Annotated in this window: 7 protein-coding genes; all 7 read right to left on the bottom strand. The window is 35.3% G+C overall.

Going from position 1 to position 16,894, the window contains the following annotated elements:
* Positions 1 to 50: 50 nt before the first annotated feature.
* The 7 genes from C8D80_RS11695 to rplA all read right to left on the bottom strand — a co-directional run bounded on the left by C8D80_RS11695 (position 51) and on the right by rplA (position 16,887).
* On the bottom strand, positions 51 to 5,990 hold the full coding sequence (locus tag C8D80_RS11695) for an Ig-like domain-containing protein (RefSeq protein WP_133610625.1): 5,940 nt from the start codon (positions 5,988 to 5,990) through the stop codon (positions 51 to 53).
* Positions 5,991 to 6,154: 164 nt separating this feature from the next.
* Positions 6,155 to 6,463 (bottom strand): DUF3467 domain-containing protein, encoded by a 309-nt coding sequence (locus C8D80_RS11700; RefSeq protein WP_133610627.1) that lies wholly within the window; start codon positions 6,461 to 6,463, stop codon positions 6,155 to 6,157.
* Between the two features lie 184 nt (positions 6,464 to 6,647).
* Positions 6,648 to 10,955, bottom strand: a complete 4,308-nt coding sequence (rpoC, locus tag C8D80_RS11705) for a DNA-directed RNA polymerase subunit beta' (RefSeq protein ID WP_133610629.1) — start codon at positions 10,953 to 10,955, stop codon at positions 6,648 to 6,650.
* Positions 10,956 to 11,197: 242 nt separating this feature from the next.
* Entirely contained in the window at positions 11,198 to 15,010 is a 3,813-nt protein-coding gene (gene rpoB, locus C8D80_RS11710; protein WP_133610631.1) for a DNA-directed RNA polymerase subunit beta, read from the bottom strand.
* 240 nt (positions 15,011 to 15,250) lie between these two features.
* The gene (gene rplL / locus C8D80_RS11715; protein ID WP_008256592.1) at positions 15,251 to 15,622 is read right to left on the bottom strand and encodes a 50S ribosomal protein L7/L12; all 372 of its coding nucleotides are present in this window, start codon (positions 15,620 to 15,622) and stop codon (positions 15,251 to 15,253) included.
* Positions 15,623 to 15,677: 55 nt separating this feature from the next.
* Positions 15,678 to 16,175, bottom strand: a complete 498-nt coding sequence (gene rplJ / locus C8D80_RS11720; RefSeq protein ID WP_008256591.1) for a 50S ribosomal protein L10 — start codon at positions 16,173 to 16,175, stop codon at positions 15,678 to 15,680.
* Positions 16,176 to 16,197: 22 nt separating this feature from the next.
* Positions 16,198 to 16,887, bottom strand: a complete 690-nt coding sequence (rplA, locus tag C8D80_RS11725; RefSeq protein ID WP_133610633.1) for a 50S ribosomal protein L1 — start codon at positions 16,885 to 16,887, stop codon at positions 16,198 to 16,200.
* Between the last annotated feature and the right edge of the window lie 7 nt (positions 16,888 to 16,894).

The raw sequence follows: 16,894 nt of genomic DNA on the forward strand, positions 1-16,894 counted from the left end.
AAAGGGCCAACCTCTAAAGATTGACCCTTTTTTATTTAAAAAACTTAACTTTATTTTTTAATTACTTTAATTTCAGTTTGGTTTCCACCTGCGTTCACTTTTACAATATACATTGCAGCAGCTAATTCAGACATGTTTACCTCAACCTCAGTTTGATTTGGTGTAATTTGTTTCACCAATCTTCCACTTAAGTCATATACGTTAATTGCAGTAATTTCTTCATTATATCTAATTGATAAAATGTCAACAACTGGATTAGGATAAACAGTTAAAGCATTCATATCAAAAGAAGAAGATCCTAAAGTAGTAACATCAAAACAAGTACTTCTAGAAGTACATCCGTTCAATGTAACATCCACAGCATAACTACCAATTGCAGTTGCTGTATATGATTGAGAAGTTGCTCCTCCAATAGGTGTGTATACAGGACCAGCAGCACATGTATACCATTGGTAAGTTGCCCCAGTTTCAGCAGCAGTTAATACGTCATCAACACGAGAAACTGTAGCATCTGGTAATGCATTTACAGTAACACTTACAGTATTATTTCTAAAACATCCTGTTGCTCCAATTGTAGCTGTAGCAGTATAAACTGTTGTGCCAGGAGTTGCAGATTGTACATAAACTGTTGTAGCGTTTGTTCCTGTATATGGAATTGTTGCTCCTGCATCAGTAAATAAATTAGTTACTGGAGACCAAGTAATATTAGCAGTTTCTAACGTAGAAATTCTAAGGTTTGGTCTTGTTGTAGTAGCTGTAGGAGCTGTTACATTTGTACAAACAGTAGCATTATTATCTTGAGATAAATACAAGTTTAACCCTGTAGCCACAACTGTAGATTCAACAGAAATAGAATTCGCAGCAACTCCACCTCCATTGTTATTATTAAAACAAGTTTCAATTAATAAACTAGATACACCATCCCATGTTAAAGGAGTTGAAAGAGTAAAATTAATATTACCAGTTCCAGTACTAGGAGTGTAATTAGTTGGTGCTAAAACAACGTTTGTTGCACCTGGAATAAATGCTGCACCTAAAGTTGTATTAGAAACAAAACCTGCATTAATTGTAAAGTTATTCAATACTAGAGGAGTTCCTGATAAAGCAACATACCCAATTGAATTGATACTTTGTCCAGCTGCCATACCTAAAGCAGTTAACTCAGCAGGCGTATAAAGTGCTTGCATTTTTGAACCACCCCAAAATCCTTTGAAAGGAGTTGATGTAGTATTAGTTGCAACTCCTGAACCCACTTTTCCTACTACTCCTAAAGTTCCACCTGTAACAGCTAAACTTTGAATTGTGTTAACACAAATTGAAGGTGCCGCTGGAGTAATTGTTACATTAGTTGGTAATGGATTAACATTTACAGTGAAAGTTGCAGTTGTTGAACATAAAGCTCCAGAAGTCTGAGTAGCTGTTAAAGTATAAGTTGTAGTAATTGTAGGATTGAAAGTCCAACCTAAAATTTCATCACCACTTACACCAGTTGCTGGACTCCAAACAAATGTATTGTAATCCCCAGAACCTGCAGTTAAAGTAACTGCACTAGAAGAATCTCCAGAACATATTGTAGCAGTCGCTGCACTCAATGTTAATGCTGGAGGTGAAGATACAGTTGCTACAACTGGTACTCTTGTTGAAGTACAAGCCGCTTGACCACCAAAAATTACATTAAGTCTATTTACAGAAGTTGTACCTGTAGTGGTTGCACCTGTGTAACTATTTACCCATAATACTTTATTATCTGCAGTAGCAGTATAATAAGTTTGTGAATTATTTATCGCATCAGCACCATCATGAGTTACGTTTACAACTATATTAGACACTCCATCCCACACATACGGAGTAGCAAATGTAATAGTTTGCCATCCACTAGCAGTGTGAGTATAAGTAGAAGGTCCATATACCGTAGTATAACCAGTTGTTGCTAAGAATGTAGTATTAGCAAAGTTATTACCTGCTGTTGTACCAATTCTAACAGTAAAGTTAGCATTTGTTGCAGCATCACCTAATGAAGCAATATTATATGCCATAGAAGTAATATTACCAGCACTTAATCCAGCAGCTGTTAATTCTGCAGCTGTATAAATTGTTTGACTCCAATAATTTGGCCATCTGTTACAAAATGCTGTTGGCTGAACTGTAGCACCTGTTAAAGTACTAGCTGTACCAATGGTAACAAAACCAGGAGCAGCAGTGGTTGCAGCGGCATAGTAAGTAGTGGTAGCACTAATTGAAGGAGTTGTAAATAAATTACCAGAAGCTAATGAAGCTCCCCCTGTTGCAGCTGCGAACCAATTAATAGTTGCACCAGCGCTTGGCGTAGCACTTAAATCAACTGTTCCTGTTCCACATCTTGTAGCTGGTACAGTTGCTGTTACTTCATTTGCAAAAGTTATTTGCACAGGAGTTGAAGCTGCAGTTGAAGGACCTGTAGCACAAGTAACTTCACACATAAAATATGTAGACGCAGTAGGAGTAGTTGAATATGTTGGGTTTGTTGCCGCAGCAATTGGTGAATATGTCACTCCATCTGGAGATGAAAACCATTGATAAGAAACACCCGAACCCGTTGTTAAATTTTGTAAACTTAAAGTAACAGAAGTTCCTAAACAAATTGTATTACTTGACGCAATTGTATTACCTGGAGTAGGAACTCCAACACAAGCGTTAGAATTTGCATAACTTAAGAAACCTGTGTAGTTTGCAGTTAGTACAGGTGTAGTTGATTGAGTTGAAACTCCTGCAACAGCAGTAGCAACCGATCCAAATGTACTTGTATATTCACCAGCAGCAGATGGCGCTTGAACAGGAATACTTGTTGCTAAAATTCCAGCATCACCTACTCTAACATTAATATCAGTAATTGTTCCTGACACTAATGGTAATTCCCATCTTCTGTTGGTTGCCATATTTGCAATCGCAGCATTTTGTGTTCCAGTATTAGAATCAAAAGTTTCTGCCTTCATTACGGTTGCAGTGGTAGTAGTTGGTGCAGCCCACACAGGAGCATAAGCTACTTTACCAACAGGGAATAGTAAATAATTTGTATTTGCATTAGCATTAGAAATAGTTCTTGCGAAAGGACCTCTAACCATGTTAGTAGCACTTGGAGTACCTGCTAAAGTTCCTCCTGCAGTTGCAGTACCTAATGTTAATAAATTTGTATTTGTAGTATTAATGATACCAGATGTCATTGTTAATGTACCACTAACTGATAAAGGTATGTTTAACGTTACACCTGTCGCATTAGTATTATTAACCGTCAATGACGTTAAGTTTGCTGTTGGAGCAGCAGCTAAGTTTCTGTAAACCCCTGTACCTCCAATTGTTTGAGCATTTGTAGTTGCAGTTTCAGCACCATTTAAATAGTTAGCTAAAAACAATGAAGTTGTAGTGGTAAAAGTACCGTTGTTAACTATATTTCCTGCTACATAAGACGTTCCAAATATTACTTCAGAACTTGGTGCAATTGTTACATTTCCACTGAAACCTAACGACCAAGCCGTTGTAACTTGTCTATTTGTACCACCTAAAGTGTTTACTTCTAAGTTACCAAATAAAATTCTATTAGACCCTACAAAAGTATTTAATCTAAAACCATTAGTAGCATTACCACCAGCATCTGTTGAAACACCATCACCTAATTTAAGTGTATGTGTATTTGGAACATTTACGTGTGCTGTACTATTAGTGTAAGCTAATGTATTTGATGCAGTAGCATTCGCATGTGGATCTAAAATAGTTAAAACACCACCTGTCCAGTTAATAAATTGTGAATTTAATTGTACGATTGCAACTCCTGAAGCTACTGAATTTGCAGCAACACCACCTTCATTACCATCTACCAAAATATCACCACCACTTTGATTAAAAGTTGAAGCAGCATTATGTACCATATTACCATTAACTGCTAATAGACCTCCTGAAACAGTTAAAGTACCACTATTAGCTAAAGTATTGTTATTTAATGTACAACCCACTGTTAAATCTCCTGCAGAAACTACTAAAGTTCCTCCAGTTGCAATAGTTACATTTCTTGCGACATTACCAGATGTAGTAGACGTAACTGTATGACCATTTGCAATTACAGCTGAGTCTGCACATGTTGGCACTACTCCACCATTCCAAGTTGAAGTTGCATTCCAATCTCCTGATGCAATAGAAACTACAGGAACATCAGCTGCATTAACACCAAGGTATAAACCTGTAGCAGAAGTTAAATCAGCAGTTGAAACACCACTTCTTTGTCCGTAAGGTGCACTAGAAGTATTAACGTGAGTACCAGACAATGCCACATTTTCACCTGTAATTCTAGCACCAAGTGCAGTTGTAAAGAAAGCATTTGGAGTAAACATTGTTACCCAGTTTGAAGCTGCTGCAGGAGTTGTACCATCTAAGGTAACAACGAAATTACCATCCCATTGATTAGTAATTGTATATGCTCCATCAACAATACTTAAACCAGTTGTAGTAGTTGTAGCGTTATTATAAGTCACCGCATATTTACCACCCGCAGTTGGAGTTGTTCTACCAATGTAGAATATTCTTTGTTCCCCTGTTGGCGAATAAAAAGGATATCTTCCTCCAGCACCTGTTGGAATTGCTGTTGGACCTGTAGTAGTATACCCTGTCTGAGTAGCTGTCCACCATCTAGAAAAAGTTCCGTTTAAGAAACCACCATTAGTAATTGTAAATGTATTACCAGTATCTGCAGCAACTGCCGATCCAATACCAAAAGTAATTTTATTACTATTTAAATTAATTTTAGCGTTAGCAATATTTAGATTATAAGCTACACTTATACCATCAAAACCCCAGTTGATATTTGGAACTGCTGTTGATGTATTAGTAAAAATTAAATTTCTTATTAAATTATTAGCAAAAGTTCCAGATCCAGTAATTGACTGAACCGTACTACCGTTTAATGTTAAGCTTCCTGCAGTTGTTGCTCCAACAGAAAGATCAATATTTCCATCGTTTACAATATTACCTGAAACTACGATTGCTTTACCAGTTGTTCCATTAAATACAAGAAATTCAGCACCAGGTTCAAGAGTTAAATTACCATTCACATTAAATGTTGTTGGCGTTGTGCCAAACTCTAAAGATCCTTGAACTGTTAAATTATTAATTGCTGAACCAGCTACATCAATTGTTACTGTATGAGCTGCCACAGTTGCGTTGTCCGCACCCGTAGGCACAGCATTTGCATCCCAAGTAGCAGGATTACTCCAGTTACCATTAGCAATAGAAATAAATACTCCTGGTGCTTGAGAAACCAAAGAAATCTCATCTAAAGCAGCTGGTGGATTAACTATATCCGAAATATCACTTTTCCATTGAAAAATTAATCTATAAGTACCTGGTGCAGCTGAAAAAACAATTGTTTCCGTATTCCAACTTGCACTACTTAACTTGTACATTCCACTTACAGCGCCAGGACCACTTAACTGTGTAGCACCTGTAACAGCAGCTGTTGAAGAAGGTGTAAAAGAAGTTGGCGACCAAAAAACCTTCATGTTATCCCAATCTGAGGCTACTGTACCTTCGCCACCAACTTTCCATTTGAAAGATAAAGTTACTTTATTCTCACCCGCAGGAATTGTCACATCTCTGTAAACATGATTAAATACACTAAGCTGAGAATAAGTCCATGCCGCACCGCCATTAGCAGAAACGTATGCACAATTAACACCATTTGACGAAACCGGAACATTCCCAACCTGCCATGTATCTGTAGCAGGGTTTACAGTTGTCCACCCATTAGCTGCAAAAGTTGCGCCATTTTCAAAACCTCCATCACCAGTTGGTGATATCAAAGTCGTTTGACCTTGTACAAAAACAAAAGAAAACAACATCAAAAACACAGTCATAAAGGAAACTAAAGTTCCTTTTTTTCCTGTTAAGGATGTCGATTCTTGTTTTTTTGAATTTGCTGAGCCTTTTAAAAGACAGGTCTCAACCGAATCGTAATTGTTTATCATATAGTTATTTTTTATTAGTTGCTGTAAACAAATTTAACTTCATTTACAAAAAGCTATACAATTTCTATAAAAAAACAACAACTAAGACAAATCACCGATGAAAGGTAATATTAATCGATGAAAGGCGTAAAAAAATTCCTCAACATTATATTGAGGAATTTTTTTTATGCTTGCCCTGTCGGTCCAAAATTTAAAGGAATTGGAGGCTGTTCACTCTCTTCAATTTTTCCGTGCGCAGCTTCAAATCGATGAATATTTTCTCCTAACGCTTTTAGCAAACGTTTGGCGTGTTGTGGCGTTAAGATAATTCTCGATTTTACTTTTGCTTTTGGTACTCCCGGCATAATGGTTACAAAATCAACTACAAACTCAGAATTAGAATGATTGATTATTGCTAAATTTGAATAGGTTCCTTCTGCTGTTTGCTCGTCTAATTCGATGTTGATTTGCCCTTGTTGGTTATTATTTTCCATAATTATTTTTAATTTTTAAACATATAAGTCATATAAGTTTTAAACTTTAATTAGACAGATATTCTATTATTAGTTCATTTAGGTAATCTCTGATAATCTTATACAAGAATAAGTATAATTTCGATTAAAAAAAAACCTAACAGAAAAATCTGTTAGGTTTTTAGTATTTGAATAATCGTTGCTATTAATAGTTGAACTCTTCTTTAGCAGCCATTAGTTCGTTGTATTCTTCTTTAGAACCTACTATTGTATTGTCGTAGTCTCTCATACCTGTACCGGCTGGTATTCTGTGACCTACAATAACATTTTCTTTTAATCCTTCTAATGTATCAATTTTACCTGCTACTGCAGCTTCGTTTAACACTTTAGTTGTTTCCTGGAACGATGCAGCAGAAATGAATGATTTCGTTTGTAACGATGCTCTCGTAATACCTTGAAGTACTGGAGTAGCTGTAGCCGTAATAACATCACGAGCTACTACTAAGTTTTTATCATTACGTTTTAATAACGAATTTTCGTCTCTTAACTGACGTGGAGAAATAATTTGACCTGGTTTTAAATTCTCAGAATCACCTGCTTCTTCCACTACTTTCATTCCGTATAATTTATCGTTTTCTACAAGGAAATCTCTCGTATGTGCTAATTGATCTTCTAAGAATAATGTATCTCCTGGATCTACAATTCTTACTTTACGCATCATTTGACGAATTACCACTTCAAAGTGTTTATCGTTGATTTTTACCCCTTGTAAACGGTATACTTCTTGAATTTCATTTACTAAATACTGTTGAACAGCAGATGGCCCTTGAATTCTTAAAATATCTTCTGGTGTAATTGCTCCGTCTGAAAGTGGAGTTCCCGCTTTTACGTAATCATTTTCTTGAACTAAGATTTGGTTCGAAAGTTTTACTAAGTATTTCTTCACTTCACCAAATTTAGACTCGATAGCGATTTCTCGGTTACCTCTCTTAATTTTTCCGAATGTTACAACTCCATCAATTTCAGAAACTACTGCAGGATTTGAAGGATTACGAGCTTCTAACAACTCTGTAATTCTTGGTAAACCTCCTGTAATATCTCCTGCTTTTGAAGAACGACGTGGAATCTTAACTAAAATCTTACCAGCTTTAATTTTTTCTCCGTCATCTACCATAAGGTGAGCCCCTACTGGTAAGTTATAAGAACGAATCAATTCACCATCTTTACCATAAATTAATAAAGTAGGAACTAATTTTTTATTTCTACCTTCAGAGATTACTTTTTCTTGGAAACCAGTTTGCTCATCGATTTCAACTAAGAACGATTGTCCTTGTTCTAAATCTTCGTAAGCAATTTTTCCTGTAAATTCAGAAACAATAACTCCATTATATGGATCCCATTTACAAATTGTAGTACCTTTTTCAACAACGTCTCCGTCTTTAACAAAAATACTTGAACCGTAAGGAATATAGTGTGTATTTAATAAAATACCTGTTTTAGCATCTACTAATTTTAACTCAGTTGAACGAGAAATTACGATATCAACAGTATTTCCTTCAGAATCTTCACCCTTAACTGTTTTTAAATCTTCAATTTCTAATTTACCTGCAAAACGAGCAACAATACTAGATTCTTCAGAAATACCTCCAGCAACCCCTCCAACGTGGAACGTACGAAGTGTTAACTGTGTACCTGGCTCACCAATTGATTGCGCTGCAATAACTCCAACTGCTTCACCTTTCTGAGTCATCTTACCAGTAGCTAAGTTTCTACCGTAACATTTCGCACAAATACCTTTTGTAGCTTCACATGTTAATGGCGAACGTACTTCTACTTTTTCAATTGGAGATGCTTCAATTCTCTTAACATCAGCTTCTGTAATTTGTTCTCCAGCATAAACTAAAATTTCATTATCTAGAGGATTAATTACATTTTGTAACGCTACACGTCCTAAAATTCTTTCTCCTAATGATTCAACGATTTCCTCATTTTTCTTTAAAGGAGAAACTACAATTCCTCTTAACGTACCACAATCAACAGAGTTTACAATAACATCTTGAGATACATCATGTAATCTACGCGTTAAGTAACCTGCATCGGCAGTTTTAAGAGCCGTATCCGCAAGACCTTTACGAGCACCGTGAGTAGAAATAAAGTACTCAAGAATCGAAAGACCTTCCTTAAAGTTAGATAAAATCGGGTTTTCAATAATTTCACCACCACCAGCAGTTGATTTTTTAGGCTTAGCCATCAAACCACGCATACCAGTTAACTGACGAATCTGTTCTTTAGAACCCCTTGCTCCAGAATCAAGCATCATATATACCGAGTTGAAACCTTGTTGGTCTTCACGGATATTTTTCATTGCCAACTCTGTTAATTGAGCATTAGCAGAAGTCCAGATATCAATAACTTGGTTGTAACGTTCGTTATTAGTAATAAGACCCATACTATAGTTCATCGAAATTCCATCAACTTGCTCACGAGCATCAGCGATTAACTGCGTTTTTTGTTCTGGAATTCTAATATCACCTAATGAGAAAGATAATCCTCCACGGAATGCGAACTTATACCCCATATCTTTCATGTTATCCAAGAAAGCTGCTGTTGTAGGAACGTCAGTAACCGCTAAGATTTTACCAATAATATCACGAAGTGATTTCTTAGTTAATACCTCATTAATATATCCTGCAGCTTCAGGTACTACTTCGTTAAATAATACTCTACCTGCTGTAGTTTGAATAATTTTATATACTAATTCACCTTCTTCATTAAAATCTCTTGCTCTAATTTTCACTCTAGCATTTAATTCTAATTTTCCTTCATTCAAAGCAATATTTACTTCTTCAGCAGAATAGAAAGTTAAACCTTCTCCTAAAATTTTCATTTCTGGAGTAGACAAACGCTCTTTGGTCATATAATAAAGACCAAGTACCATGTCTTGAGAAGGTACAGTAATTGGGGCACCATTTGCAGGATTCAAGATATTGTGAGAAGCCAACATTAATAATTGTGCCTCTAAAATAGCTTCTGGTCCTAATGGTAAGTGAACCGCCATCTGGTCACCATCGAAATCGGCGTTGAATGCCGTACAAACTAATGGGTGTAACTGGATTGCTTTTCCTTCAATTAACTTAGGTTGGAATGCTTGAATACCCAATCTGTGTAACGTAGGAGCACGGTTTAGTAATACTGGGTGACCTTTAATTACGTTTTCAAGGATATCCCATACAACTGGCTCTTTTTTGTCAATAATTTTCTTAGCCGACTTAACTGTTTTAACAATTCCTCTTTCGATTAACTTACGAATAACGAATGGTTTGTATAGTTCAGCAGCCATATCTTTTGGAAGACCACATTCGAACAATTTCATTTCTGGTCCAACGACAATTACAGAACGAGCAGAATAATCTACACGTTTTCCTAATAAGTTTTGACGGAAACGACCTTGTTTACCTTTTAATGAATCTGATAAAGATTTTAATGGTCTGTTTGATTCTGTTTTAACTGCAGAAGCTTTACGTGTGTTATCAAATAATGAATCTACAGATTCTTGTAACATACGTTTTTCGTTTCTTAAGATAACTTCTGGAGCTTTAATCTCCATTAATCTTTTTAAACGGTTGTTACGGATGATAACTCTTCTGTATAAATCATTTAAATCTGAAGTTGCGAAACGACCTCCATCAAGTGGCACTAACGGACGTAATTCTGGTGGAATAACTGGAATTACTTTTAAAATCATCCATTCTGGACGGTTTTCTCTGTTTAAGTTAGACTCACGGAATGATTCTACAACATTTAAACGTTTTAACGCTTCTGTTTTACGTTGTTTAGATGTTTCGTTATTAGCAGCATGACGTAAACTATAAGAAAGTTCATCTAAGTCAGTACGAGCTAATAAATCCATAATACATTCAGCACCCATTTTAGCGATGAATTTATTAGGATCGTTATCATCTAAATATTGATTTTCCATTGGAAGTGTATCTAAAATATTTAAATACTCTTCTTCCGTAAGGAAATCTAATCTTTGTAATGATTCGCCATCAGTGTTTTTAGCGATACCTGCTTGAATTACTACGTATCTTTCGTAGTAAATAATCATATCTAATTTCTTAGATGGTAAACCTAAAATATAACCAATTTTGTTTGGTAACGAACGGAAATACCAGATATGAGCAATAGGCACAACAAGATTGATGTGTCCAACTCTATCTCTACGTACTTTTTTCTCTGTTACTTCAACACCACATCGGTCACAAACGATTCCTTTGTAGCGAATTCTTTTATATTTTCCACAAGCACACTCGTAATCTTTTACTGGACCGAAAATACGTTCACAGAAAAGACCATCTCTTTCTGGTTTGTGAGTACGATAGTTGATAGTTTCTGGTTTTAAAACCTCACCTCTAGATTCTCCTAAAATTGATTCTGGAGAAGCTAATCCTATCGTGATTTTGTTAAATCTTTTGATTTGTTGCTTGTCTTTACTATTTCTATTATTCATCATAGTTTTTACTATTGATTTATTTTGCAATTAAAAATTGATTTTGAACAGCTGTAGCAATGCTACTTTTCTGTTGACTCGGATTACTTCTCTAAACTTCAAACCTAAAATTTTGAAGTGCTAATTATAAAAACCAAAAGGCTTAAATAAAAAATCGGAACGGTTTACGGTTATAAATCCTTAAAAACTTAATTATAAAAAGTATTCAGCTCCGAAAAAATCGAAACTGAATACTGCATTCTTTTTTATTCTTCTAATCTGATGTCTAATCCAAGACCTTTCAATTCATGCATTAATACATTGAATGATTCTGGTAATCCTGGTTCTGGCATAGTTTCACCTTTTACGATAGCTTCGTAAGTTTTAGCTCTACCAATTACGTCATCCGATTTAACAGTCAAGATTTCTCTTAAAGTACTTGATGCACCATATGCTTCAAGTGCCCAAACCTCCATCTCTCCAAAACGCTGACCTCCAAATTGAGCCTTACCTCCTAATGGTTGTTGCGTAATTAACGAGTATGGACCAATAGAACGTGCGTGCATTTTATCATCTACCATGTGTCCTAATTTCAACATGTAAATTACACCCACAGTTGCACGTTGGTGGAAACGCTCTCCAGTTCCTCCATCATACAAATACGTATGACCGAATCTTGGAATTCCAGCTTCGTCTGTAAATTCATTAATTTGATCTAAAGTAGCACCGTCAAAAATTGGAGTAGCAAATTTCTTGTTCAATTTTTGTCCAGCCCAACCAAGAACAGTTTCATAAATCTGACCGATGTTCATACGAGATGGTACCCCAAGTGGATTCAATACGATATCAACTGGTGTTCCGTCTTCTAAGAATGGCATATCTTCATGACGAACGATTTTAGCAACAATACCTTTGTTACCGTGACGTCCTGCCATTTTATCTCCTACTTTTAATTTACGTTTCTTAGCGATGTAAACTTTAGCAAGTTTTAAAATTCCAGAAGGTAATTCATCTCCAACAGTAATTGTAAATTTCTCTCTTCTTAACCAACCTTGTAAATCATTTAATTTGATTTTGTAGTTGTGAATTAAGTCGTTCACCATTGCATTGGTATGCTCATCTGTTGTCCATTGACCTTTAGTTAAGTGAGCAAAATCTTCTACTCCTTGTAACATCTTTTTAGTGAATTTTTTACCTTTTGGTAATACTTCTTCACCTAAATCGTTCATTACACCTTGAGAAGTTTTACCATCGATAATAACAAATAATTTTTCAATTAATTTGTCTTTCAAGTCAGTATACTTAACTTCAAATTCAACTTCTAATTTATCAACGTCTTCTTTATCTTTAGAACGTTTTCTCTTATCTTTTACTGCTTTCGCAAATAATTTTTTATCTAAAACCACACCATGTAAAGATGGAGACGCTTTTAATGAAGCATCTTTTACATCACCTGCTTTATCTCCGAAGATAGCTCTTAAAAGTTTTTCTTCTGGAGTAGGATCTGATTCTCCTTTTGGTGTAATTTTTCCGATTAGAATGTCGCCAGGTTTAACCTCTGCACCAATTCTAATCATACCGTTTTCATCTAAATCTTTAGTAGCTTCTTCAGAAACGTTTGGAATATCATTAGTTAATTCTTCGTTACCTAATTTAGTATCACGAACTTCTAATGTATAATCATCAATATGTAATGATGTAAAAATATCATCACGTACTACTTTTTCAGAAATTACGATTGCATCCTCGAAGTTGTAACCTTTCCATGGCATGAACGCCACTTTTAAGTTTCTACCGATTGCTAATTCTCCGTTTTGAGTAGCATAACCTTCACATAATACTTGTCCTTTAGAAACTCTGTCACCTTTTCTCACGATAGGTTTAAGGTTAATACAAGTACTTTGGTTGGTTTTTCTATATTTGATTAATTGATATGTCTTCTCATCTGTATCAAAGCTAACCATACGTTCTTCTTCAGTTCTGTCGTATTTGATTGTGATCATATCAGCATCTACATACTCAACAGTTCCGTTTCCTTCCGCATTGATTAATACTCTTGAATCAGAAGCAACTTGTCTTTCTAAACCAGTACCTACGATTGGAGCTTCAGGACGTAATAATGGAACGGCCTGACGCATCATGTTAGATCCCATCAACGCACGGTTCGCATCATCATGCTCTAAGAAAGGAATCAATGAAGCTGAAATCGAAGCAATTTGATTTGGAGCAACGTCTGTATAATGAACGGCAGTTGGAGCAACCACTGGGAAATCTCCTTCTTCACGCGCAATAACATTCGTAGCGGTAATTTTACCATTTGCATCCATTTCAATGTTTGCTTGAGCAATCATTTTACCTTCTTCTTCCTCTGCACTTAGGTACACTGGAGTAGACTCTAAATCTACAACACCATTTGTTACTTTACGGTAAGGTGTTTCGATGAATCCCATTCCGTTAACTTTAGCATATACTCCTAAAGATGAAATAAGTCCAATGTTTGGTCCCTCTGGTGTTTCAATTGGACAAAGTCTTCCGTAGTGCGTATAGTGAACGTCACGAACCTCGAAACCAGCTCTTTCTCTAGATAAACCTCCAGGTCCAAGGGCAGATAAACGACGTTTGTGTGTAATCTCTGCTAATGGATTCGTTTGGTCCATGAACTGAGATAACTGGTTAGTTCCAAAGAATGAGTTAATTACCGATGATAATGTTTTAGCATTAATCAAATCGATAGGTGTAAACACCTCGTTATCACGAACGTTCATTCTCTCACGGATAGTTCTAGCCATACGAGCTAAACCTACACCGAATTGAGCAGATAATTGCTCACCAACTGTTCTTACACGACGGTTTGATAAGTGATCAATATCATCAATCTCTGCTTTAGAGTTGATAAGTTCAATCAAGTATTTAACGATTGTAATAATATCTTCTTTCGTTAAAACTTGTTTTTCCATAGGAATATCAAGGTTTAACTTTTTGTTCATTCTGTAACGACCTACTTCACCTAAGTTATAACGTTGGTCAGAGAAGAATAATTTATCTATAATACCACGAGCCGTTTCCTCATCAGGCGGTTCCGCGTTACGTAATTGTCTGTAAATATGTTCAACAGCCTCTTTTTCAGAGTTTGTTGGGTCTTTTTGTAACGTATTGTGAATAATTGTGTAATCAGCCGCGTTGTTATCCTCTTTATGTAAAAGAATAGTTTTTACGTCTGCTTCAATTATTTCTTCGATATTATCTTTATCAAGAATTGTATCACGATCTAAGATAATTTCGTTACGCTCAATAGAAACTACTTCACCAGTATCCTCATCAACGAAGTCTTCATGCCATGTATTTAATACACGTGCAGCAAGTCTTCTTCCCGCATATTTCTTGATACCGGTTTTAGAAACTTTAATTTCTTCTGCTAAGTCGAAAATCTCCAAGATATCTTTATCTCTTTCAAATCCGATAGCTCTAAATAAAGTAGTTACAGGTAATTTTTTCTTTCTATCGATATACGCATACATTACGTTATTGATATCGGTAGCGAATTCAATCCAAGAACCTTTAAAAGGAATGATTCTGGCAGAATATAATTTAGTTCCATTTGCATGGAAAGACTGTCCAAAGAATACACCTGGAGATCTATGTAATTGCGATACAACTACACGCTCAGCACCATTAATTACGAATGTACCACTAGGAGTCATATATGGTATTGTTCCTAAATACACATCTTGAACGATTGTTTCAAAATCTTCGTGTTCAGGGTCAGTACAATATAATTTTAATCTAGCTTTAAGAGGCACACTATAAGTTAAGCCTCTATCAATACACTCTTCGATGGTATATCTAGGTGGATCAATAAAATAATCTAGGAATTCTAATACGAACTGATTTCTCGTGTCCGTAATTGGGAAATTTTCCATGAAGGTATTATACAGCCCTTCGTTGCCTCTTTCGTCAGATTTAGTTTCTAATTGAAAAAAATCTTTAAACGATTTCACTTGAATATCTAGAAAATCCGGATATTGTGGAATGTTTTTTGTTGAAGCAAAATTTAATCTTTCAGTCTGATTAGCAATCATCAATGGATAAAATTTTGATTTAAAAAAAGTAATTTTTGTGTAAATACACTGTTTTAATAATACTTCCTTTTTAATAAACAATACATCTTTAAAATAAACCAGGAAAGATAGTTTAATTTTTTTCTTCGTTATTGTCTACTTTTTAACGCATAAAAAATACAATAATTTAATATACGCAAAATGGTTTAGGTCTTTGAGAACACTCTCAAGACCTAAACCTAGCTTTATTATGAGTAAAAATTATTTTAACTCAACTACAGCTCCTGCTTCTTCTAAAGCTTTCTTAAGACCTTCAGCCTCATCTTTAGAAACACCTTCTTTTACATTTGTTGGTGCAGCATCAACTAAATCTTTTGCTTCTTTAAGACCTAAACCAGTTAATTCTTTAACCGCTTTAACAACTCCTAATTTAGAAGCTCCAGCCTCTTTTAATACTACTGTAAATTCTGTTTGCTCAGCAGCAGCTCCAGCATCTCCACCACCAGCAGCAACTACAACAGCTGCAGCAGCAGGCTCGATACCATACTCATCTTTTAATATTGTTGCTAATTCGTTAACTTCTTTAACTGTTAAGTTAACTAATTGTTCTGCGAATTGTTTCAAATCTGCCATTTTTTCTATCGTTTAAAATGTTTTGTAAAAAATATAATTTATTTGTGCGTACTTATTATTCTGCTCCTTCTTCCTTGTTAGGTTGATTTTTAAGAGCTGCAATAACTCTTTGAGCAGGAGATTGTAATAATCCAATGATTTCTCCAATAACTTCTTCTTTAGATTTAATAGCTACTAAGCTGTCTAACAAGTTGTCACCGATGTAAATTTCTTGGTTAATGTAAGCTCCTTTAAAAAGTGGTTTTTCACCTTTCTTACGGAATTCTTTAATGATTTTTGCTGGACCATTAGCTGTATCAGCAATAAACATAGAAGTATTTCCTTTAAGAACTGTAGATAAATCACCAAAGTCACTATCAGAAGCTTCCATTGCTTTTTCAAGTAATGTATTCTTCACAACTTCTAATTTAATACCTGCTTTGAAACAAGCTCTTCTTAAATTTGAAGTAGTATCTGCATCAAGTCCTGAAATGTCTGCTAAATAGATAACATTAACATCCGCTAACTGTGCAGTTAAATCTTTAATCGCGATTGATTTTTCTTCTCTAGTCATACTAAAAATTTTTAACTACCAATTATACTGCTTTAGGATCTAAAGCAATAGCAGGACTCATTGTACAAGATAAGTGAATAGACTTAATATATGTACCTTTAGCTGCAGTTGGTTTTAATTTGATTAATGTTTGAACGATTTCGTGTGCGTTGTCATAGATTTTATCAGCATCAAAAGATACTCTACCTATTCCTGCATGAACGATACCAGTTTTATCAACTTTGAAATCGATTTTACCAGCTTTTACTTCTGCAACAGCTTTAGCAACATCCATAGTTACAGTTCCTGTTTTAGGGTTAGGCATTAAACCTCTTGGTCCTAAAACACGTCCTAATGGACCTAATTTACCCATAACAGCTGGCATAGTGATGATTACATCAATATCAGTCCAACCATCTTTGATTTTTTGAAGGTAGTCATCTAAACCTACGTGGTCTGCACCAGCAGCTTTAGCTTCCGCTTCTTTATCTGGAGTAACAAGAGCTAAAACTCTTACATCTTTACCAGTTCCGTGAGGTAATGTTACAACCCCTCTTACCATTTGATTCGCTTTTCTAGGATCTACCCCTAATTTCACTGCGATATCAACAGACTCATCAAATTTTGCAGAAGCAACTTGTTTAATTAATGCAGAAGCATCTTTTAAACTATAAAGTTTGTTCTTTTCAATTTTTGCTGCAGCCTCTTTTTGCTTTTTTGTCAATTTTGCCATTGTCTAA

The sequence above is a fragment of the Flavobacterium cheniae genome, assembly GCF_004363695.1.
Classification (GTDB): domain Bacteria; phylum Bacteroidota; class Bacteroidia; order Flavobacteriales; family Flavobacteriaceae; genus Flavobacterium; species Flavobacterium cheniae.

Bases quoted from the DNA above. Each gene is read 5' to 3' on its own strand.
- rplA (WP_133610633.1), bottom strand. From the start codon at position 16,887: ATGGCAAAATTGACAAAAAAGCAAAAAGAGGCTGCAGCAAAAATTGAA.
- C8D80_RS11695 (WP_133610625.1), bottom strand. From the start codon at position 5,990: ATGATAAACAATTACGATTCGGTTGAGACCTGTCTTTTAAAAGGCTCA.
- rplJ (WP_008256591.1), bottom strand. From the start codon at position 16,175: ATGACTAGAGAAGAAAAATCAATCGCGATTAAAGATTTAACTGCACAG.
- C8D80_RS11700 (WP_133610627.1), bottom strand. From the start codon at position 6,463: ATGGAAAATAATAACCAACAAGGGCAAATCAACATCGAATTAGACGAG.
- rplL (WP_008256592.1), bottom strand. From the start codon at position 15,622: ATGGCAGATTTGAAACAATTCGCAGAACAATTAGTTAACTTAACAGTT.
- rpoC (WP_133610629.1), bottom strand. From the start codon at position 10,955: ATGATGAATAATAGAAATAGTAAAGACAAGCAACAAATCAAAAGATTT.
- rpoB (WP_133610631.1), bottom strand. From the start codon at position 15,010: ATGATTGCTAATCAGACTGAAAGATTAAATTTTGCTTCAACAAAAAAC.